Origin of the sequence: Paraherbaspirillum soli, assembly GCF_042654985.1 — a bacterium.
GTDB classification, from domain to species: Bacteria; Pseudomonadota; Gammaproteobacteria; order Burkholderiales; family Burkholderiaceae_D; genus Paraherbaspirillum; species Paraherbaspirillum soli.
The window spans coordinates 465,600-487,113 of sequence record NZ_JBHSMT010000013.1; the positions used below are offsets into that span (position 1 = coordinate 465,600).

The 21,514-nt window shown below is 56.6% G+C and carries 16 protein-coding genes and 1 tRNA gene; 7 read left to right on the forward strand and 10 right to left on the reverse strand.

What is annotated here, in order from left to right:
- Positions 1 to 137: 137 nt before the first annotated feature.
- On the reverse strand, positions 138 to 920 hold the full coding sequence (locus ACFPM8_RS09740) for a GntR family transcriptional regulator (protein ID WP_378997308.1): 783 nt from the start codon (positions 918 to 920) through the stop codon (positions 138 to 140).
- Between the two features lie 318 nt (positions 921 to 1,238).
- On the opposite strand from ACFPM8_RS09740, the gene ACFPM8_RS09745 reads away from it, so the two are divergent.
- The 5 genes from ACFPM8_RS09745 (at position 1,239) to ACFPM8_RS09765 (ending at position 8,426) form a co-directional block, all read left to right on the forward strand.
- Positions 1,239 to 2,228, forward strand: coding sequence for a malate dehydrogenase (locus tag ACFPM8_RS09745; RefSeq protein WP_378997309.1), 990 nt, complete (start codon positions 1,239 to 1,241; stop codon positions 2,226 to 2,228).
- Between the two features lie 219 nt (positions 2,229 to 2,447).
- Positions 2,448 to 3,419 carry an HpcH/HpaI aldolase/citrate lyase family protein gene (locus ACFPM8_RS09750; protein WP_378997310.1) on the forward strand — a complete coding sequence of 324 codons (972 nt, stop codon included), beginning with the start codon at positions 2,448 to 2,450 and terminating at the stop codon, positions 3,417 to 3,419.
- Positions 3,420 to 3,484: 65 nt separating this feature from the next.
- Positions 3,485 to 3,985, forward strand: coding sequence for a hypothetical protein (locus ACFPM8_RS09755; RefSeq protein WP_378997311.1), 501 nt, complete (start codon positions 3,485 to 3,487; stop codon positions 3,983 to 3,985).
- Positions 3,986 to 4,173: 188 nt separating this feature from the next.
- Positions 4,174 to 6,909, forward strand: coding sequence for an aconitate hydratase AcnA (gene acnA / locus ACFPM8_RS09760; RefSeq protein ID WP_378997312.1), 2,736 nt, complete (start codon positions 4,174 to 4,176; stop codon positions 6,907 to 6,909).
- Positions 6,910 to 7,175: 266 nt separating this feature from the next.
- Positions 7,176 to 8,426: a DUF2863 family protein gene (locus ACFPM8_RS09765; protein ID WP_378997313.1), complete on the forward strand. Its 1,251-nt coding sequence runs from the start codon at positions 7,176 to 7,178 to the stop codon at positions 8,424 to 8,426.
- 59 nt (positions 8,427 to 8,485) lie between these two features.
- Here the strand turns inward: ACFPM8_RS09765 and ACFPM8_RS09770 are convergent, their stop codons facing one another.
- The gene (locus tag ACFPM8_RS09770) at positions 8,486 to 9,607 is read right to left on the reverse strand and encodes a M14 family metallopeptidase (protein WP_378997314.1); all 1,122 of its coding nucleotides are present in this window, start codon (positions 9,605 to 9,607) and stop codon (positions 8,486 to 8,488) included.
- 168 nt (positions 9,608 to 9,775) lie between these two features.
- On the opposite strand from ACFPM8_RS09770, the gene ACFPM8_RS09775 reads away from it, so the two are divergent.
- Positions 9,776 to 9,852: transfer RNA gene (locus ACFPM8_RS09775), tRNA-Pro, on the forward strand.
- Positions 9,853 to 10,133: 281 nt separating this feature from the next.
- Here ACFPM8_RS09775 and ACFPM8_RS09780 read toward each other — a convergent pair.
- The gene (locus ACFPM8_RS09780; protein ID WP_378997315.1) at positions 10,134 to 10,628 is read right to left on the reverse strand and encodes a DUF4440 domain-containing protein; all 495 of its coding nucleotides are present in this window, start codon (positions 10,626 to 10,628) and stop codon (positions 10,134 to 10,136) included.
- A gap of 312 nt (positions 10,629 to 10,940) precedes the next feature.
- Here ACFPM8_RS09780 and ACFPM8_RS09785 point away from each other — a divergent pair, with 312 nt between their 5' ends.
- Positions 10,941 to 11,873, forward strand: coding sequence for a GumC domain-containing protein (locus ACFPM8_RS09785; RefSeq protein WP_378997316.1), 933 nt, complete (start codon positions 10,941 to 10,943; stop codon positions 11,871 to 11,873).
- A 102-nt stretch (positions 11,874 to 11,975) separates the two neighbouring features.
- Here ACFPM8_RS09785 and ACFPM8_RS09790 read toward each other — a convergent pair whose 3' ends face one another.
- The 7 genes from ACFPM8_RS09790 to ACFPM8_RS09820 all read right to left on the reverse strand — a co-directional run bounded on the left by ACFPM8_RS09790 (position 11,976) and on the right by ACFPM8_RS09820 (position 21,402).
- Positions 11,976 to 13,868, reverse strand: coding sequence for an autotransporter outer membrane beta-barrel domain-containing protein (locus ACFPM8_RS09790; RefSeq protein WP_378997317.1), 1,893 nt, complete (start codon positions 13,866 to 13,868; stop codon positions 11,976 to 11,978).
- A gap of 334 nt (positions 13,869 to 14,202) precedes the next feature.
- A complete protein-coding gene (locus ACFPM8_RS09795) occupies positions 14,203 to 15,219 on the reverse strand; it encodes a peptide ABC transporter ATP-binding protein (RefSeq protein WP_378997318.1) in 1,017 nt (338 codons plus the stop codon).
- Positions 15,216 to 16,253: a dipeptide ABC transporter ATP-binding protein gene (gene dppD / locus ACFPM8_RS09800; protein WP_378997319.1), complete on the reverse strand. Its 1,038-nt coding sequence runs from the start codon at positions 16,251 to 16,253 to the stop codon at positions 15,216 to 15,218. Before dppD ends, ACFPM8_RS09795 begins: the two co-directional genes overlap by 4 nt.
- Before the next feature lie 4 nt (positions 16,254 to 16,257).
- Complete coding sequence (locus ACFPM8_RS09805; RefSeq protein WP_378997320.1) at positions 16,258 to 17,181, reverse strand: ABC transporter permease subunit; 924 nt, start codon at positions 17,179 to 17,181, stop codon at positions 16,258 to 16,260.
- Positions 17,178 to 18,188, reverse strand: a complete 1,011-nt coding sequence (locus ACFPM8_RS09810; RefSeq protein WP_378997321.1) for an ABC transporter permease subunit — start codon at positions 18,186 to 18,188, stop codon at positions 17,178 to 17,180. Before ACFPM8_RS09810 ends, ACFPM8_RS09805 begins: the two co-directional genes overlap by 4 nt.
- 99 nt (positions 18,189 to 18,287) lie before the next feature.
- Complete coding sequence (locus tag ACFPM8_RS09815) at positions 18,288 to 19,895, reverse strand: ABC transporter substrate-binding protein (protein WP_378997322.1); 1,608 nt, start codon at positions 19,893 to 19,895, stop codon at positions 18,288 to 18,290.
- Positions 19,896 to 19,983: 88 nt separating this feature from the next.
- Positions 19,984 to 21,402 carry an aminopeptidase P family protein gene (locus tag ACFPM8_RS09820; protein WP_378997323.1) on the reverse strand — a complete coding sequence of 473 codons (1,419 nt, stop codon included), beginning with the start codon at positions 21,400 to 21,402 and terminating at the stop codon, positions 19,984 to 19,986.
- Positions 21,403 to 21,514 lie beyond the last annotated feature (112 nt).

The window sequence follows — 21,514 nt, forward strand, 5'->3', positions numbered from 1 at the left end:
AAAACAATCCCGCAATTTTCGCCGATTTCTGTGCGGCACACCAATAGTTATTATTCAATATTGCGAATAAGCCTTGGCAACGGCAACGTACTTTTTGCTACTTTTGCACTTAATTGGTGCGCGACCAGTCGACGCACTCAGCTCAGCTCATTCTGATAATGATGCCGGCTGGTCACATACAAACCTCGCCGCACCTCTACCGGCTTATCGCCATAGGTAAACGACACGCGTTCGACGCACAGCAGCGGCGACAGCTTTTCGACACCCAGCAATTCCACCGCCTCATCGTCGGCAGCAGCAGCCCGAATCTGCTCGCTGGCACGAATCATACGCGTGCCGAATTCGGTTTCAAACAAGCCATACATCGGCCCCTTGTATTCCACCAGACGCTCCAGCGTCAACGCCTTGAATAAGGCACCCGGCAACCATAATTCTTCAAGAATCGTCGGCACGCCGTCGAACGACATGACGCGCTTGACAAACACCACCGAATCGCCGGATTTCATCCCTAGCAGGCGCGCAATCTCGGCCGGCGCCCGCAGCCGCTTCAACTCAATGATTTTTTTATCGATGGTTTGCGGCTGCTCACTATCCGGCATCAAGCGCAAAAACCGGAATTGCGAGCGCGCCTCATGATGGGTCGCGACAAAAGTCCCCTTACCCTGACGCCGCACCAGCAAATTTTCCGCCGCCAATTCGTCGATGGCCTTGCGCACCGTCCCCTGACTCACCTTGAAACGGTTGCCCAGCTCGACTTCGCTCGGAATCAACTCGCCCGGCTTCCACTCGCCGGATTGCAGGCGTTGCATGATCAGCGCCTTGATTTGCTTATAGAGGGGACTGAACGTCGGAGATGTTCCGGAAGCAGCACCTTGGCTGGCGGGATCGCTACTGGCTGGATTGGACGGGATGGAGCTCATAGCCTCGGATTTCACCATAAAACCTCGGTTTCCGTCCAGTAAAAATTAACAGGTGATATGTCTTATATAAGACATAAGATATTGATTGACACGCCATGTTGGCGCGCCTACACTCGCGGGCAATAACACGGACCATGATAGCCGCCGCCAGCAAACCGGCAGGCATGCAACTGAACGGATTACCCAGGATGCATGCACCGCCGCAACAGCTCTGCTCTATGTAAAACAAACTGACGGGCAGGGTTTTCGACGGTATCATGAACGGTTTCATAAACGTATTTCAGACATCGCTTTCTATCACCTATCTGGAGATTCAACATGGCTAAATCCCCTCTGCGTGTTGCCGTTACCGGCGCCGCTGGTCAAATCGGTTACTCCCTGCTATTCCGCATCGCCAATGGCGACATGCTCGGCAAAGACCAACCGGTCATTTTGCAATTGCTCGAAATCCCTGATGAGAAGGCACAGAAAGCGCTGAAAGGCGTGATCATGGAAATCGACGACTGCGCATTTCCATTGCTGGCAGGCGTCACCGCCCACAGCGACCCGATGACCGCATTCAAGGATGTTGACGTGGCCCTGCTGGTTGGCGCCCGTCCTCGCGGCCCAGGCATGGAGCGTAAAGACCTGCTGGAAGCCAATGCCCAAATTTTCACCGTGCAAGGCAAGGCGCTCGACGCCGTCGCTTCGCGCAACGTCAAAGTACTGGTGGTCGGCAACCCAGCCAACACCAACGCCTACATCGCGATGAAGTCGGCACCGAACCTGCCTGCCAAGAACTTCACCGCGATGCTGCGCCTGGATCACAACCGCGCTCTGTCGCAAGTTGCCGCCAAAACCGGCAAGCCGGTGGCAGCTATTGAAAAGCTGTGCGTCTGGGGCAATCACTCGCCGACCATGTACGCCGACTATCGCTTTGCGACAGCTGACGGCCAATCGGTCAAGGACCTGATCAACGATCAAGAATGGAACAAGAACGTGTTCCTGCCAACCGTCGGCAAACGCGGCGCGGCGATCATCGAAGCGCGCGGCTTGTCGTCGGCAGCATCGGCCGCCAACGCCGCCATCGATCACGTGCGCGACTGGGTACTGGGCACCAACGGCAAGTGGACCACCATGGGCGTGCCTTCGGACGGTTCTTACGGCATCCCGGAAGGCACCATGTTCGGCTTCCCGGTAACCACCGAAAACGGCGAATACAAAATCGTCCAAGGTCTGGAAATCGACGAATTCTCGCAAGAGCGCATCAACATCACGCTGAATGAATTGCAAGAAGAGCGCGATGGCGTAAAACACCTGGTCGGCTAATATTGACCAGCGGGCAAGCGATCCGAAAAATGTTTCAAATACCACGCGGTACCGACGACATCGAAGGACGCTTGCCCGACTTGCATTGCAATACTCATTGCGAATGCAGCGGCTCACAGTATCGCAATCAGTATCACCAGTTAGCTTGTTGAGGACAGAGTAATTCGGCACGCTACGATGCCTGTTAAACTCTTTCCCGCAATTATTGAAAAATTCGCAATGCACCCTACCCAGGTCTTATTCCTAGGCAAGCAACAACCGATCTCGCTACCGGTCTGCGACCATTACGCCGGCGCCGAAAAGCTGATGCGCAAGTCGGTCGCCCTGCAACAGGAATTGGGTCCGGTATTCGACATTACCTGCGATTGCGAAGATGGCGCCAGCGCCGGCAATGAGGCCGCGCATGCGCAACTGGTCGCCTCCATCATCGCCGGCGACGACAATCGCTTCGGCCGTATCGGCGCCCGCGTGCATGACATCGGCAGCACTTTCTTTGAGCAAGACGTTGAGATCATCTGCAAAACCGCAGCGACCCGCCTGGCTTATTTGATGCTGCCCAAGGCCGAGAGCCTGGCCGACGTCAAAGCCGCGATCGACCTCATCAATCACCACAGCAATCAGGCCGGACGCCAGGCCTTGCCGGTCCATGTATTGATCGAGACTCATGGCGCACTGGCCGAGGTTGCTGCGATCGCCGCACTGCCGCAAGTGCAGTCGCTATCGTTCGGCATTATGGATTTTGTTTCGGCGCACTACGGCGCAATTCCTAGCACTGCGATGCGCTCACCCGGACAATTCAGTCATCCGCTGGTGGTGCGCGCCAAGCTGGAAATTGCCGCAGCCTGCCACGCACACGGCAAGGTGCCATCGCATAACGTGACCACCGATATCAAGGATATGTCGACCGTCGCTGCCGATGCCCGGCGCGCCATGGCTGAATTTGGCTACAGCCGGATGTGGAGCATCCATCCGGACCAGATCAAACCGATTTTGAGAGCATTTACCCCGCAGCAATCGGAAATCGATGACGCCGCGCAAATCCTGCTGGCGGCGCAAAAGGCTGACTGGGGGCCAATCCAACACAACGGTATCTTGCACGATCGTGCCAGCTATCGTTATTACTGGACCGTTTTACAACGTGCCAAATTAAACGGCGTGGCGATACCCGAACTCGCCACAGCCTTGTTATAACCGCGCCCTGCTTCCGTAAAGACACTAGAACGCAATACGGCAGTGCGCACCATGGAGCAATAAAGATGAAGAAAAGTCTGTCGATTTTCGTACTGCTGTGCGCCAGCCTGGCAGTTGCAGCACCGCAGGTGCAAGCACAAACCAGCGCCAAGAAAACAGTAAAAAGAGCAGCTAAAAAAGCCGCCCCTCAAGCAGCGGCGGCAGCAACCGTGGATGACGGCGAAGACGAAGGCACACCGGATACCAAAACTTCGGTAGCCGTCGAATACAAATGCGAACTCGGCAATCAGCTGACGATTTTCACCAATGCCGAAGATGAGAAGCATATCGCCCTGCGTTGGGGCAAAACGCTGCACCGCCTGAGCCGCGTGGCAACCACCACCGGCGCCAACCGCTTTGAGAATCGCAAGTACGGTTTGGTCTGGATCGGCATTCCAAGCAAAGGCATTTTGCTGGACTCGAAAAAAGGCCAGCAATTAGCCAACGAATGCAAATCTGCTGCACAAGAACAAGCAGAAGTTCCGGCAGCAGTAGCTCCGGCAGCAGCGGATCCTGCACATAGCTAAGTCATCGAAGCAGCGAACTGGCAGCATCGGGAAATTCAACTTACTCCCCGTGAGTATTTTAAAAAATCCCACCCGGCGGTGTGCAGCATGCGATGTATTCTGCACACCGTCGTTTAACAAAAACTAGGGAAGTAACCGGTTGTTTACCTGAATACCGCTTTACTCGCATCGTCATTTAAGGAGAAATCATGTCCCGCAACACGTTGAATACACTCAAGGAATTCAAGATTTCCGACTCCAAGAAAGGCAAGTTCTATTCACTGCCTGCACTGGAGAAAAAACTCGGCATCAACATCTCGCGCCTGCCGATTTCAATTCGCGTCGTACTGGAATCGGTACTGCGTAACTGCGACGGCAAAAAGGTCACTGAAGAGCACGTCAAACAGCTCGCCAACTGGGGCGCGACCGCTGCCCGCGTCGACGAAATTCCTTTTGTCGTAGCCCGCGTCGTATTGCAGGACTTTACCGGCGTGCCTCTGCTGGCCGACCTCGCCGCAATGCGCAACGTCGCCGCACAACTGGGCAAGAACGCCAAGAACATCGAGCCGCTGGTGCCGGTTGACCTGGTGGTCGACCACTCGATCCAGATCGATCATTTCCGTGAAAAGAAAGCGCTCGACCTCAACATGAAACTGGAATTCCAGCGCAACAACGAGCGCTATCAGTTCATGAAATGGGGCATGCAGGCATTCGATACTTTCGGCGTGGTGCCGCCGGGCTTCGGCATCGTGCACCAAGTCAACCTGGAGTACCTGGCACGTGGCGTACACAAGAAAGACAGCGACAAGGGCGCAATCTACTACCCTGACACATTGGTCGGCACCGATTCCCACACCACCATGATCAACGGCATCGGCGTGGTCGGCTGGGGTGTTGGCGGGATCGAAGCCGAAGCCGGCATGCTGGGCCAGCCGGTGTACTTCCTGACGCCAGACGTGGTCGGCGTCAACCTGACCGGTCAATTGCGTGAAGGCGTCACCGCAACCGACCTGGTATTGACCATCACCGAACTGCTGCGCAAAGCAAAAGTGGTCGGCAAGTTTGTCGAATTCTTCGGCGAAGGCACCGCCTCGCTGAGCCTGACCGACCGCGCCACGATCGCCAACATGGCACCGGAATACGGTGCCACCATGGGCTTCTTCCCGGTTGACGACGCCACCATCGACTACTTCAAGGGCACTGGCCGCAGCAAAGCAGAAATCGACGCTTTCCAAGGCTATTTCAAGGCCCAGAACCTGTACGGCATCCCGAAAGAAGGCGACATCGACTACACCAATGTCGTCACGCTCGACCTGGGCACTGTTGCTCCTTCGCTGGCAGGCCCGAAACGTCCGCAAGACCGCATCGAAATCGGCAATGTCAAAGCCAACTTTGCCGAACTGTTCAGCAAGCCGGTGGCAGAAAACGGTTTCAACAAGAAAGCGGAAGATCTGGATGCGACTTACGTCAATGCCGACGGCGTCAACGTCAAGAACGGCGACGTGCTGATTGCTGCGATCACTTCCTGCACCAACACCTCCAACCCAAGCGTGCTGCTGACCGCCGGTCTGTTGGCGAAAAAAGCGGTTGAAGCCGGCCTCAAAGTGGCGCCGCACATCAAGACTTCGCTGGCGCCCGGATCGCGCGTGGTCACCAAGTACCTGGAAGCGGCCGGCCTGCTGCCCTACCTGGAAAAACTCGGCTTTGGCGTCACTGCCTACGGTTGCACCACCTGTATCGGCAACGCAGGCGACCTGACCCCGGCCATGAACGAAGCCATCGTCAAGAACGACATCGTGGCATCCGCCGTATTGTCCGGCAATCGCAACTTTGAAGCACGGATCCATCCGAACATCCGCTCCAACTTCCTGGCATCGCCGCCATTGGTGGTCGCCTACGCGATCGCCGGCAACATGAGCCGCGATCTGATGACCGAGCCGGTTGGCAAGGGCAAAGGCAAGGATGGCAAATCCCGTGACATCTATCTGGGCGACATCTGGCCGACTTCGCAAGAAGTCGCCAAGCTGATGAAGTTTGCGATGAATGCCAAGACATTCAAAGAGAACTACGCCGACGTCAAAGGCGCACCAGGCAAACTGTGGGAAGCCATCAAAGGCACCGCCAAGGGCGAAGTCTACAACTGGCCGAAATCGACTTACATCGCTGAGCCGCCTTTCTTCCAGGACTTCACGATGGAGCCGAAAGCTGCTGCCACCGGCATCACCGGCGCGCGTGCATTGGGCGTGTTCGGCGATTCGATCACCACCGACCACATTTCGCCAGCCGGCTCGATCAAGGAATCCAGCCCGGCCGGCAAATGGCTGATCGAAAACGGCGTGTTGAAGGCTGACTTCAACTCCTACGGTTCGCGCCGCGGCAACCACGAAATCATGATGCGCGGCACCTTCGCCAACGTCCGCATCAAGAACCTGATGATCCCGACCACACCGGACGGCTCACGAGTTGAAGGCGGCATCACCATCCACCAGCCGACTGGCGAGCAGACCTCGATCTATGACGCCGCCATGCAGTACGTCAAAGACGGCGTACCGACCATGGTGTTTGCCGGTGAAGAGTACGGCACAGGTTCGTCGCGCGACTGGGCAGCCAAGGGTACGCAATTGCTCGGCGTGAAAGCCGTGTTCGCGCGTTCGTTTGAGCGTATTCATCGCTCCAACCTGGTCGGCATGGGCGTGTTGCCGCTGCAATTCATCGGCAACGACAGCGTGCAAACCCTGGGCATTACAGGCAATGAAACCTTCGACCTGAAAGGTATCGAAGGCGACATCAAGCCACAACAGGATGCGACGCTGGTGATCCATCGTGCCGACGGCGAAACCAAGGAAGTCAAGGTTCTGCTGCGCATCGATACGCCGATCGAAGTCGACTACTACAAACACGGCGGCATTCTGCCGTTCGTGCTGCGTCAATTGCTAGCCGCGTAACAATCTGCGCGCTCGCCGCGGTCATTGACAAGATGACCGTCATGAGCGCGCAGTTGCTGCAACGCTAGTTGCAGCATACTTGCATCAATAACAAACGCCGGCATTGCCCGGCGTTTGTTATTTCAGCGGCCGAATCCACTACAATGCAAGTACGCAGCCTCCCGGTTCAGGGCCTGCGCAAGAATCTGTGGCAAATGGTCGGGCAGCAAGCGAAGCTCGACCGCTGCGGAGCAAGATGTTGAACACGTTTTCACACCCCTACTACTATGCGACGTCCGTCAAAAAGTCCTTCCCGCAAACTCTCCAGCGACAGCCAACGCCTGGTCGAACTGGCGCAGGCGTTGGTACAAGCCTCCAGCCGACTTGAAGAGCGTGCATGGGAACGCACCATCGAAACCGTACTCATCAAGCACTTTAAAGCGCATCACCAGGAACCGATCGACAGCGCACTGGAACAGCTGTTCCCGGAGCAGCCGGATGCCTACGATGCCTTGATGGATGTGGTCGAAGCTTGCAGCGAATCAAGCACCATAGAATACGCGGGACACCATTACGACTGCTTGCTGATCGCGATTCCATTCCTGGCCTGGACCCGCTTCTCGATCGGCTCCGGGCCGATTCCAGCCGACGTGATGATGACCTTGAACGCACATTTGCATGGTCATATCCTGGCGCCTGAAGTACGCGTCGGCATGGTGCCTACCTTGTATGCGATCGACCAATTGCCGCGCAGCCACGCCGACACCTATACGTTGCTGCAACAATTGGCCCATGCAGCGCTGAGCGACAGTCCTGTCCCGCGCACCGCCAATCAAGCGCCAACCGCACCATTCCTGGCGGATACCCGTTACCTGCTGGCCGCGCTGGTCGTACCCACCGGCATGCCGCTATTCCACTGGCAGCTGACGCGCGGACACAACGGACATCTGGCAGATAAAGCGCAAGCGTTCGAACAATGGAGCAAGCAGGTTACGCCGCAGCTGACGCGCTTGCTGCCGGGCTGCGCGGTCGAGTTATTGCTGCCCGCGGCGTATTTCGCTGCTTGCCGCGAGGCCGACCTGCAGATCCGACCTGCGTCGCTGCGCGCCGCAAGCTATTACCTGTCACACACGCTGGGGATCGAGTCGAAAGATTTACACGCCAGCATCGGCCGTTTTAGCGAACAACCGGAAAGCGGCCGGGTCGATGAATATCGCATCGGTTTCTCTGTCGGCCAGACTGACGATGTCATCTATGGCGTGGTGTGGCCGCTGTACGGGCCGGAAGACGCTGCGGAAGAAGTCATCTCCCAAACCGGCAGCCGCAACACCGGCGCAACCGAACCGGAGACGCCGCTGGAACAGATTCTGAGCTTGTTGCGCGAGTGCGGCATCAGCGACATTCAGCGTCACGCCGAACTGTATGCGATGGAGTTTTGCGACGACTGCGGCACCCCGCTCTACCCGGATCGGGAAGGCGACCTGGTGCATCCGGAAATGCCTGAAGACACGCCGAACGAGCCAGCCCATTTCCATTAAAGCCGCGTTCTTTAAACCAGGGCTGCACTGAGTGGCAGCCCTGGTCTTCAAGCTAACAACTATTCAACCGCGGCCAAAATCGGCTGCAACACAACCGCCCCCAGGCGAGCGCTGCGCGCGCCATCCCATCCGGTTTGCTGATCGGGCAGATTGGCATTGTCCTTGAACGGCAACTCCAGTGTCAGCGACACGCATTTGAAAGTATGGCCAATGTATTTGGATGCCAGCGTCAACACGTCGCTACTGTATTTGCTTGCGGCATAACCGAACTCGGTTTGGAAATCAGGGCTGGCGCGCTGAAAATTGTCGATGAATGCTTGCTGCTCGACCGCCTGCTGCGGACTGAAGTCTTCCAGCATTTCAGAACCCGCCACGAACACGTACGGCAATGCTTCGTCGCCATGCACGTCCAGGAACAGATCGCAGCCGATTTCGTGGATCTTGTTTTTGACCGCGAACACTTCCGGACTGCGTTCCATCGACGGCGTCATCCATTCGCGATTCAGGTTGGCGCCGGCTGCGTTGGTACGCAGATTGCCGCGCACCGAACCGTCCGGATTCATATTCGGCACAATATAAAACACAGCATGTTGCAATACCCGCGTAGCCAGTGGATTGGCGCGGTCGAGCAACGCATCGATCATGCCCTCGACAAACCATTCCGCCATGGTCTCGCCCGGGTGCTGCCGCGCAATGACCCAGACTTTCTTTTTGGCGGCCGGATTGCCGATCACCACCAGATTCATATCGCGGCCGTCGACCGTGCTTCCGATGTCCTGCACCCGCGCCAATGGTGAGTTTTCCACACGTCCCAACAGCGACAAATGACGCTCCCACGAATACGGCTCGAAATAGGCGTAATACACGCTATCGCGCTCCGGCGTATGGTTTATTGTCATTACCTCGCCGTCATAGCTGGTAGGCACGCGAAACCAGTTTTCGCGATCGTAACTGGCAACCGCCTGATAATCCACCCAGCCCTTGGGATAGGTAGTCGCACCCGCATTCACAAAACGAATACGGCATGCCTCTCCGCGCGCGCCCTGCAAACGGAAATAAAACCACTGCGTGAAGTCCGCATGAGAATCGGCGCGAATTTTTAACTCAATATGCTGGGGATCATCGGCGCGCAACACTTCTATCGCTGCGGCATCAAACTGCTGGCTAATTTTTATCGACATAAGATTATTTGGTGGAGGATTGCGGTCAAGCTGAACAGCACGCTCATTGCAAACTTGCGAACCTGAGCGCGCCGTCACCGGGCAGGCAATCGGTGGACGATTTTTATGCAATTCTCTGTATCCGGACGGAAGCAAAGTAATTTTGCTCTGCTATAATATCAGGCTTGTCGGGGCGTAGCGCAGCCTGGTAGCGTACTTGCATGGGGTGCAAGGGGTCGGAAGTTCGAATCTTCTCGCCCCGACCAATTGAATCAAAGACTTACGGCGCGAGCTGTATGTATGAACAGCACTGTATATTATAGAATCTGTAATATTAATGAAGAAGCCCACTTGTACTGTGGGCTTTTTTGTATCTGCTCAATACGTCGAAACGTGATCGAGACGCCTCACTTCATTGCGTCAAGCAGCCCACGGACGATTGCGGGCGAAGTGAACGGGTAACGGATACCCCCGACTATTCCGGACGAACTGGCCGGACGCCAAAGACAGTTCGATGCAACAACGGATTATGCCTCTGCGTCGCACCCTACCCTTTTTCTGGCATCGCAGATGAATGGTGAGTCGTGATTAACCACTGTCTTCCGTCCCATTTATACGTAAACGTATACCGAGCCTTCACCGGGAGGCCAGTCGTCCCAAAAGTGAATGTGTATAGCCCTATGTCAATCGCCGTAGTGCAGTCGATTTTGATCGTTCGTGAATCAATACGCCCGAACGGCTTGTTCTCCAGGAAATGGTGAAAGTAATCTTCCTGCTCTTCGGGGGTTACTCGCGGTTTGTTCGACAGCGTGGGCAGCAATACGGATTTCGCTGCGTAGTTGGTGACGACTACTTTATGAGGATCACCAGTCTGCAATGAGCTATTCCAACGATCGAACAACGACGCGATTTCTTGTTCGCGGACCGCAACGCAGACTTCCGTGCGGTGCGGGTTTGAGATTTCGGCCATTTCCGGACTCGTTGCGCAGCCCGAGACGGCAAGAGCAATAGCCGTAAGCAGGAAAGTAGAGCCTTTTATCATGATCACTCCTCAGTGGTGGTTTCGAAAGTAAAACCAAGCAACTGTAATTTCCTTATATCAATATGTGTACCTGCACACTGATACAGGGGAGCTGATCACAACTATCCGCATGTTCGATGCTCAATGGCATGCCGGTATGGAGCATGCGACCGTCAAATCATTCTATTTTGATGCGATCAGCAGGTGATGTGACTGCTAACCGGTACACCCGAACATTTCCCTGTTGTTAAAAATCGTGTATGACGAAAATCAAATTTCGGCCGGGTTCTTTGGTCGGCTGGCGCGGATTGCGCGGGTACATCAGGAGGACTCGTGAATGAGACCTGCGCCACTTTTGCAGATCCTGTACCATTAAAAAATTATCCAACTGCAACATTCTTCTTACATATGAATACACAAGCAGATCTGGTTAAAGCAAATCTACGGCCTCCGCTCTCGTTTTTTTTCAAGCGATACGCGTTGACCATTGCGATATCCGGCCTGTTAAGCACAGCGATTGCCGTCGGCATTGCCGTCATGCTGCCAAAGCAATGGCCCGCTACCTTGTTATTCCAAATTGGCCAAGTTGGTCCGAACCAACTGGTCGACCCTAATAATGTCGTTCAGCGCATTAGATTTCCTGGATTTGCCCTGCAGGTTATCCAGGCGCGAAATTTACCGACGGAAGCTACGGATAGCGAGCGCGCAAGACTTATCAGGACCTCGCTTTCCGCGAGCATTGCAAAGGGCAGCAATCTGATAGAGATGTCGGTAAAAGGATATTCGCCGGAAGAAGCCGTCGCCAATTTGGACACTGCATTCAAGATTCTCGAAAACGAACACGCGCAACTTCTGACGCCGTCCATCACCAGATTGAAGAAGAATTTGGATGATACCGCCAGCTCACTAAAAAAAATCGAAGACGAACGGCTGGCAATTCTGGAACCGATTGCCAAAGCGAACAGCGCCACTAATATCGAGAAAAAGTTTTCTGAAAGCATACTGCTGACCAGCATGCTGAAATCAAACGATTCCGAAGCACGCAGCTTGAAGGACCAGAAAACCGCTATTGAAGAGCAATTGAGTCCCTATCGCACTTTCAATACACAAGCCGTTACCTCAATCTATGTCCCAAAAAAACCAAGCTATCCAAACAAAATCAGCGCTGCGATCTTAGGGTTCATGCTTGGCGTATTGGGCGCCGGAATCTGGGCCATGCGTCGCGATGAAGAATTGAGATCGACGTTTGGTCATTTTTTTAAATAGTTCGAATAATCAAAGAAAAAGCCGCTAATGACTATATTCACTAGCGGCTTTTTTACATCTGAGGCGGCAAATAACAATTGCCGTCTCTTGCCTTGATCAGATTTAAAACGCCTTCTTCAAACCGACTTGGAACGAGTGCGATTTATTGCTGCCGCCAAATTGTCCGCTATAGCCGGCATAGGCGCTGAAATCGGTTGCCAATGCAATATTGGCACCGAGATCGAGACGAGCACTGTTGTCCGGCGCCCGATACGCAGGTAAGCCGAAACTCCCTGCCATGTCGAGAACGTGGGCACGCACATCGCGTTCATCATTCTCGTACTCTTTTTCCCATGCGAGCTTGGCAAAAGGCTGAACCGTATATTTGCCGACCGGTAGCGAGGTGGTCATTTGCACGCCCAGGCTGGAAATCAGGGATTTGCGGGTCTGCTGATCGAAATGCATGGTGGTGCTATTGCTGTCTTGCTCAGTGTAAGCGTCGACATTCACTTTCTGCCAGGCCAGGCTTGCCACCGGGCCGGCGGTGATCGCGCCAAGATTGAAGTCATATTGACCACCAACGCGGAACAGCAGTTGATGGCCGTTGCTGTCGCCTTGCTCGGTACGGATGGTCTGGCCCAAGGTGATGTTGCGCTTGACGTCGTCGAAGGCAAGCGAACCGGCGAGCGCCACACCGTTGATCGCCCATGCTCCGTTGCGATACTGGGTGTACGCAGAAATCATGGCCTGGTTCATCTTGAAGCCGCCGGTGTTGCCGCCAAAATCGGTCTTGTTATGGCCGTACCCAAACGCGCCGCCGACCAGCCAGTTTTGATTCATCGCATAATCGACGCCGATCGCAACGCTATTGGTGGAACCGTCCAGGCCCGGGTTGTTGTTGCCGTGATCGAATTTGAGTTCGGTGTTGTTCAGCACGGCATAAGCTTCCGCCTTCCCTGCCTGCGGGCTGGAACGGAAACGGTTATCCACCACCCGGGTCAATGCTTGCGCGCCGGACAACGGCGCTTCTGCCAGCAGGCCGATTTGCCCCGGCGCTTGCAGTACCGATCGCACGTATTGCGCGAGAATCGCGTGACCGGCGCCAGTAGGATGAACGCCATCGGCAAACAGATAAGTTTGATAGGCGTTCGGCGCCACCAGCGTCGCGCGAGTGCACAACGAAGAGGTGAGATTGTTACCGGCATCTCTCGAGGTACATGCCGGGGTGGTCACGTTGGTAAAGCCATACGGGGTTGGATTGGCAATCACCTCATTCAGCAGACCGAAGGCATTGAGCGCGACGATATTGCCGCCAAGGCTATTTAAGCCGGCATTCAGGGCCAGGTTGAAATTGCTCGAAGCAGCCGTCCACAAAGTCCCCAGGCCGGTTGCCGCAGCCTGTGGCGTATGGCCGACGTCGGGCAAATTCACCACCATGACGGTGCCGGCTCCGGCCTGTTGCAAGCGTTTGACAAGGCCGACCACATTGGCTGCCTCGCCGACCACTTGCAGCACGGTTTGCTGCGCGGTGGCGGCTTGCGTCGCCGGATTCATCAAGCCGGCGATATTCGCCTGGGTGTAGCCAAGGATATCGTTGGCGCCGGCCCAGACTGAATACAGCGCTTTGCTATCCAGCTTGGGATTCGCGGCCAGGTAGCCGTTGACCTGGTTCGACACAGTGGGGATGAATCCCGCTATAGCCGGGCTGGGAAAGCCATTTTGGTTGCTGACGCGGGCGCCGCCCACCGCGTAATCGGTACCGCCGGCAGCTTGTACGCCGGTCGGTGTCAGCACTGCCGCCGGGTTCGCATGCAAGCCATAGCCGCTGGCCAGGATTTGCGCCCAGACCGGATCCGGATTGGTGGTGAACGAAGCTTGCTGACCGATGCCGCGGAAATAACCGCTATCCGTCAGCGAGTCGCCAAAAAACACCATTTGCGAGAAATTGGCCGCGGTCGCCGGCAGGCTGACGCCAAGGCTTGCGCTAACAGCGGCTACCGCTAGTGCGTGCGCCATAGGGCGCAAACGAAATCTCTTAGGTGAAAGTGTCAAAATTAAATCTCCTCTAACAGTTATATGTGTTGTGTTTCGTTAATATCTGTCACATAAGCAACAATGTCAATCGAATACAACCGACCATTCAGTCAAATAACTGCAGAGGCTCTATAACGAAGCTTTAATCACCCATCACCAGCTTCGTTGACACTTTTACCGGGCTTGTGGACGCCTCTAGAAACCGTAGCGAGCGGCCCAAGGTCGGGGAGAGAAGCGCAGCCGTACGGAGGTACGGTGAGCATCGCAGCCCCGAGATTGAGCCGCGCAGTAGGTTTCTAGAGGCGTCCCCGCGGCATCAAGAGATTTCGGCTACCCGATGACAGGCAACCATGCGGCCGTCGAATGGCTGCAGCGCGGGAACCTCTTGGCGGCAACGTTCGATCGCATACGGGCAGCGATTATTGAAGCTGCAGCCCGGCGGCGGCGCCAGCGGTGAAGGCAATTCGCCGGGCAGCATCATCTTTTGCTGGCGTTGTGCCGGGTCGATGCGCGGCGTACTGGCCAATAGCGCCTTGGTGTACGGATGCAGCGGACGGCTGAAGACTTGCTGCTTGCTGCCGTGCTCCACCGTTTTCCCGAGATACATCACCAGCACGTCGTCGGCGATGTGTTCGACCACGGACAGGTTATGCGAGATGAACAGATAGGCGACCCCGCTAGCCTCTTGCAGATCCATCAGCAGGTTCAAGACCTGCGCCTGGATCGATACGTCCAGCGCCGACACCGGCTCGTCGGCGACGATCACTTTAGGATCGAGCATCAAGGCCCGGGCAATCGCCACCCGTTGCCGCTGTCCGCCTGAAAACATGTGCGGATAGCGGCCGTAGTGCTCGGGTCGCAAGCCGACCTTGGCCATCATCGCCCGTGCTTTTTCAGCTCGTTCCACCCGGCTCAGGGCGGTATTGATGATCAGCGGTTCTTCCAGCATCTCGCCCACTTTCTTGCGCGGGTTCAAGCTGGCGTAGGGATTCTGGAACACCATTTGCACCAGCGGCCGCACGCGCTTCAGGGTTGCTTTGTCGGCTTCCGCGATATTGACGCCGTCCATCCACAGCTCGCCGCCGGTCGGCGGTTCGATCATCGTGATCTGGCGCGCCAGGGTAGATTTGCCGCAGCCCGACTCGCCCACCACCGCCAGGGTTTTGCCTGGATTCAGGATGAACGAAACGCCATCCAGCGCACGTGCCGTCGCTTTAGGCTTGAGCCAGCCTTGCGCTACGCTGTAATGTTTGATCAGGTTCTTGGCTTCGAGTAAAACTTTCGGGGTAACGCTTGGACTCACGCTGGGGCTCACATTAGGGTTCGTCATCATGCAGCCTCGCTACTCAAGGTTGCGTTGGGCGACTGTTTGGCTATTTTTGACCAGCCGTTGGTCGGCTGCCCTGCCTGGTCGAGCGGGAAATGGCAGCGCACTTGTGCGGTGGCAGCGCCGATCAGCGCCGGCCGCTCCTGGCGGCAACGATCAACCGCATAGGCGCAACGCGGGCTCAACAGGCAACCGCTCGGACGATCGTACTGGCCGGGCACGACGCCAGGGATGGTTTGCAAGCGAGCGCGACCGATATTGTGCTCGGGCAGTGCCGCCAACAGGGCTTGGGTGTACGGATGCTGCGGTGCGTTGAAGATGTCCGGCACGCGGCCGGTCTCCACCACTTGCCCCGCATACATCACGACCACCCTTTGCGCGGTCTGGGCCACCACGCTCAGGTCATGCGTAATTAACATTAGCGCCATGCCTCGATCGCGCTGCAATTGCAGCAGCAGCTCCAGCATTTGCGCCTGCACCGTGACATCGAGTGCGGTGGTCGGTTCATCGGCAATCAGCAGGCGCGGGTTGCAGGCGATCGCAATCGCCACCATCACCCGCTGGCTCATGCCGCCTGACAGTTGGTGCGGGTAAGCGTCAAGCCGGCGTTCCGGGTCGGGAATGTCGACCTGCTTCAACAGCTCCAGCGCGCGTGCCCGCAGCTCCTTGGTGGAGCCGCCCTGATGCACGCGCAGGGTTTCGATCAGCTGATAGGCGACGGTGAAAGACGGATTCAGGCTGGTCATCGGATCTTGAAAAATCATCGCGATATCTTTGCCCAGCAAACTGCGCCGTTCTTTCTCCGACATCGACAGCAGATCGCGGCCATCGAACGCCATGCGCTCGCCTTTGACCCGGCCGGGATAATCGATCAAGCCCATCAACGCCAGCGAGGTAACGCTTTTGCCGGAACCGGATTCGCCGACGATGCCGACCACTTCACCGACCTCGACATTGAGATCGAGCCCATCTACCGCGGTAAAAGGCGATGCGGTCGAGCCGAACTCAACGCGCAGGTTTTTAATTTCTAGCAGTGCCATAGTTTTATCGCTTCAGTTTGGGGTCCAGCGCATCGCGCAAGCCGTCGCCCATCAAGTTGAACGCCAGTACCGAGATCAGAATCGCCAAGCCGGGAAAAGTCACTACCCACCAGGCGCTTTGGATGAATTCCATCGCACTGGCCAGCATCGATCCCCATTCCGGAGTCGGCGGTTGTGCGCCGAGGCCAAGAAAGCCGAGCGCAGCAGCATCCAGGATCGCGGTGGAGAAACCCAGCGTGGCTTGCACGATCAACGGCGCCAGGCAGTTCGGCAACACGCAGTTGAACATGATGCGCAGCGTGCCGGCGCCGGCGATCCGCGAAGCACTGACGTAATCGCGCGACATCTCGCCGATCACCGCGGCCCGCGTCTGCCGTGCATAGTGCGGCACCATCACAATCGCAATCGCGTACATCGCATTCATCAAGCCAGGGCCGAGGATCGCCACCACCGCGACTGCCAGCAACAGGCTGGGCAAGGCCAGCATGATGTCCATCAGGCGCATGATCGCGATCTCGACCATGCCGCGAAAATAGCCGGACAGCAGGCCGAGCAAGATACCGATGGCGAGCGAAAGCGTGACCGACACCAGGCCGATGATCAGCGACAGGCGGGCGCCGTGGATCAGGCGCGATAGCATGTCGCGTCCGACCGGATCGGTGCCCAACAGGAATTTGCTGCTGCCGCCAGCCTGCCATACCGGCGGCACCAGGGTCGCGTCGCGGAATTGTTCGATCGCGGAATGCGGCGCGATGAAATCGGCCAGCAGCGCCGTCAACACCATCAGGATGATGATGGCGAGGCCGATCACGGCGCCGCGATTCTGGCGAAAATAGGACCACAGTTCGAGCGCCGGATGCGGCGGCGCGCTGGGTGTACCGGCGCTTGCGGCCGCCGGACTGATTGGGGTGGAAGTGGCGTTATTCATGAGCTGTGCCGAATACGAGGATTGATCACGCCGTACAACACGTCGACGATCAGGTTGACGAAAATGATGATGGTGGCCGACAACAGAATGCCGCCCTGCACTACCGGATAATCACGGCGCTGGATTGCCGCCACCAGCCACTTGCCGATGCCCGGCCAGGAAAAAATGGTCTCGGTCAGGATCGCGCCGGCCAGCATCACGCCGACCTGCAAGCCGACCACCGTGACCACCGGGATCAAGGCATTGCGCAGCGCATGCACGGCAATCACCCGCGCCCGCGACAAGCCCTTGGCGCGCGCGGTACGCACATAATCCTCACGCAACACTTCCAGCATCGCCGAACGCGTCATACGGGCGATCACCGCCAGCGGAATCGTGCCGAGCGCAATGGTCGGCAATATCAGATGCGAGGCGGCCGATTTGAAGGCATCGGCATCGCCCGCCAGCAGGGTGTCAATCAGCATGAAGCCGGTCACCGGCGGCACATCGAACAGGATATCGATACGGCCCGACACCGGGGTCCAGCCCAAGGTCACCGAAAACAGCAGAATCAGCAACAGCGCCCACCAGAAGATCGGCATCGAGTAACCAGTCAGCGAGGCGCCCATCACAGAGTAATCCAGCACCGTGTTGCGTTTTAGCGCAGCCAGTATGCCGGCCGGCAAGCCGATCGCCAGCGCAAACAACATGGCGCAGAAAGACAGTTCCAGCGTGGCCGGGAACAATGTCTTGAATTCGGTCAGCACCGACTCGTGGGTCATGATCGACAGGCCGAGATCGCCTTTGAAGACGTTGCCCAGATAGTGCAGATACTGCATGTACAGCGGCTGATCGAGACCCAGGTCATGGACCAGTTGGGCGTATTGCGCGGCACCCATGCCGCGCTCGCCGGACATCGCCTCGACGGCGTTGCCAGGAATGAGGTGAATCAACAAAAACACCAGCAGCGTGATGCCGAGAAAGGTCGGAATGACCAATGCCACACGGCGCAGGAGGAATCCAAACATGGGGAAATACCTGTTAGAGGTTAAGCGGTGCGGCGGTCTGTGCGACCGCCGCGGATGCAGTCGGCTTGCGGCTGGCGACTTCGCCAACCGCGGGCAGCCTTACTTTGCCAAGTCAACCTTTTCAAAGTGGTGATGCGCGAACACGCCCATCTTGAAGCCGATCACTTCCTTGCGTACCGGTGTAAAACGTACCGAGTGCGCCAGGTTGATCCACGGTGCTTCTTCGTGTGCGATCACTTGCGCCTGCTCATACAGCTTGGCGCGTTCCGGCTGCTTCGGCGTCAGCTTGGCTTTCTGGATCAGGTCCTCGAATTTCTTATCGCACCAGCGTGAGACATTGGCGCCGCCTTTGACCGCTTCGCAACCCATCAAAGTCGCAAAGAAGTTATCCGGATCGCCGTTGTCGCCGGACCAGCCGAACATCATCGACTGTTGATCGCCCTGCTTGCTGCGCTTCAGGTATTCGGTCCATTCGTAAGTGGTGAGCTTGGTCTTGACGCCGATTTTTTCCCAGTCGGCCTGGATCAGCTCTGCCATCCGCTTGCCGTCCGGGTTATACGGACGGGTGACCGGCAGATACCACAGTTCAACCTCGACGCCATTCGGATAGCCGGCCTTGGCCAGCAAGGCCTTGGCTTTCACCGGGTCGTACACATAATCCTGGACCTTGTCGTTATAGGACCAGAGGGTCGGTGGAATCGGATTTTTTGCGAGCTGGCCTGCGCCTTGATAGACCGTCTTCAGGATGTTCTGCTTGTCCACCGCCATGTTGAGCGCCTGCCGCACCAGCTTATTGTCGAACGGCTTCTTCTCGACGTTAAAGGCGATATAGCCGATGTTCAAGCCTTCCTTGGTCAGCATGTTGATGCTCTTGTCGGCTTTCATCAACTCGATATCGGCCGGTTTCGGGAACGCCATGACCTGGCATTCGTTGGCCTTGAGCTTGGCGTAACGCACCGACGCATCAGGCGTAATCGCGAAAATCAGGTTATCCAGCTTGGGGCGGCCGCCCCAGTAGGCGTCGAACGCCTTGTAGCGAATGATCGCGTCTTTTTGGTAAGAGACAAACTGGAACGGACCGGTGCCGATCGCGTCGCGATCAACCACTTCCGGCGTGCCGGCGGCCTTCATTTTGTCGGCATATTCGGCCGACAGGATAGAGGCGAATTCCATCGCCACGTTGGCGATGAACGGCGCTTCCGGATGTTTCAATTTGAAGACCACGGTATGGTCGTCGACCTTTTCCACCTTGTCGATGATTTTATCCATGCCCATATCCAGGAAATAGCTGAATTTCTGGCCTGCTGGGAGCTTATGGAAAGGATGGTTGACATCCATCATGCGGTTGAACGTAAACAGCACGTCGTCGGCATTGAAGTCGCGGGTCGGCTTGAATTTGGCGCTGCTGTGGAATTTGACGCCCTTGCGCAACTTGAAGGTGTAGCTGAGGCCGTCGTCGGACGCGGTCCACGACTCTGCCAGCGCAGGAATCACCTTGGTGGTGCCGAGTTCAAACTCGACCAGGCGGTTGTACATCGGGATCGCCGACGCATCGAATGTGGTGCCGGTGGTGAACAGCTGCGGATTGAAACCCTCCGGGCTGCCTTCCGAGCAAAACACCAGTGTTTTAGCCGCTACCGCAAAGCCGGCAGTAGCGCATAAAACAGCGGCCAGTCCAACCTTGGCAATCAATTTTCTTTTCATCATTAGTCTCTTTCTTGATATCTATTAGGGTGTCGTGAAACTGATTTCATACTGATGCATCTCTCACATTGAGTGACAAAACGATCTCTCTTCAATCCGTCTGTACGCCACCTCCCTTTTCAGCGCCAGCCATCAACGCTTCAATCTCGGCACAAGTTTTTGGAATTGCCGGGCCCAACACACGTGCTGCCGACTCTGTCACCAGCACATTATCTTCAATCCGGATGCCGCCGAAATCCATGAATTCGGCAAACCGGGCGTAATCGATCAGCTCGCTGTGGCGGCCCTCAGTTTGCCAGCGTTTGATCAGTTCCGGGATAAAGTAAATTCCCGGCTCGACCGTCACCACCATACCGGCGCGCAAGGTTTTTGCCAGCCGCAGATTGCGCAGGCCGAACAGGTCGCTACGCTTAACGTGGACATCGTAGCCGACCTGGTTCTCGCCCAATGCTTCCATATCGTGGACGTCCAGACCCATTTGGTGACCAAGCCCGTGCGGGAAGCAGATGGCGTAAGCCCCCGACTCGACCACCTGCTCCGGCGTGCCGTGAAAGAAACCCAGTTCGGACATGCCGGCCACCAGGTACGCCGCGGCCAGCTTATGTATCTGCAAATATGGGACGCCAGGCCGCATGGCGTTAATCGCGTGTTGCTGCGCGCCTAAAACGATCTCATACAAAGCGCGCTGCAGCTCGCTGAAGCGGCCGCCGACCGGGATGGTGCGCGTAATGTCGCTGGCATAGCCGAGCGCGCTGGACGCTCCCGAGTCGTTCACCACCAGGTCGCCCGCACGCAGGCGTTGATGGTGGTCGCGGTTATGCAGGATTTCGCCGCTGCGGGAAAAAATCATCGGATAAGCGCTCTGCAAATCGTGGCTGCGCATGATGCCTTCCATCGCGGCCACGATCTGGTATTCAAACGCATCGGGCTTTGCCAGCCGCATGGCGGCAATATGCATGTCCCTGGTCACGGCCAGGGTGCGCTCTATCTCGTTGATTTCCTGCGCGCTTTTTATCTCGCGCAAAGCGACCACGGCTTGAATGAAACTTTGTGAAATGCCGGGTTTGATTTGCTCCGGCGCACAAGCGAACAGGCGCGCCAGTTCGAGTACCGATTCCCCGCGATACGGAGGCAGATAGTGAATAGTGCGATTCTGGCGTTGCGCCGCTGTGATCACAGCGGCTAGCTCCTGGTAAGGCTTGACCGTGTCGACGCCGACGGTACTGGCGCGCTCGGCAAAGGAAACTTGCGGGCCGACCCAAATCACGTCGTCGAGGCTGGCGTCATCGCCGAACAGGGTATCGAGATCGGCGTCGATATCGATTACCGCCGCCAGATCGGGTTGATTCAAGCCGAAAAAGTAAGAGAACGATGAATCCTGGCGGAACCAGTAATGATTATGCGGATAGTTGATGGAAACGTCGGTATTCCCCAATAGCAGCAGCAAGCCGGAGGAAAATTGCCGCTTCAGCTGGCGCCGGCGTTCCGCATAGGCTGCGCGCTCAAACATGGCGGCTCCCCGGATAGGAAGCGGATGGCAGGTCGCCGTTTACACCTTGACCGATTAAACCTGGATACAACGTGATTTGATACATAGTGAGTCCATCGCTCCGTCGTTACTG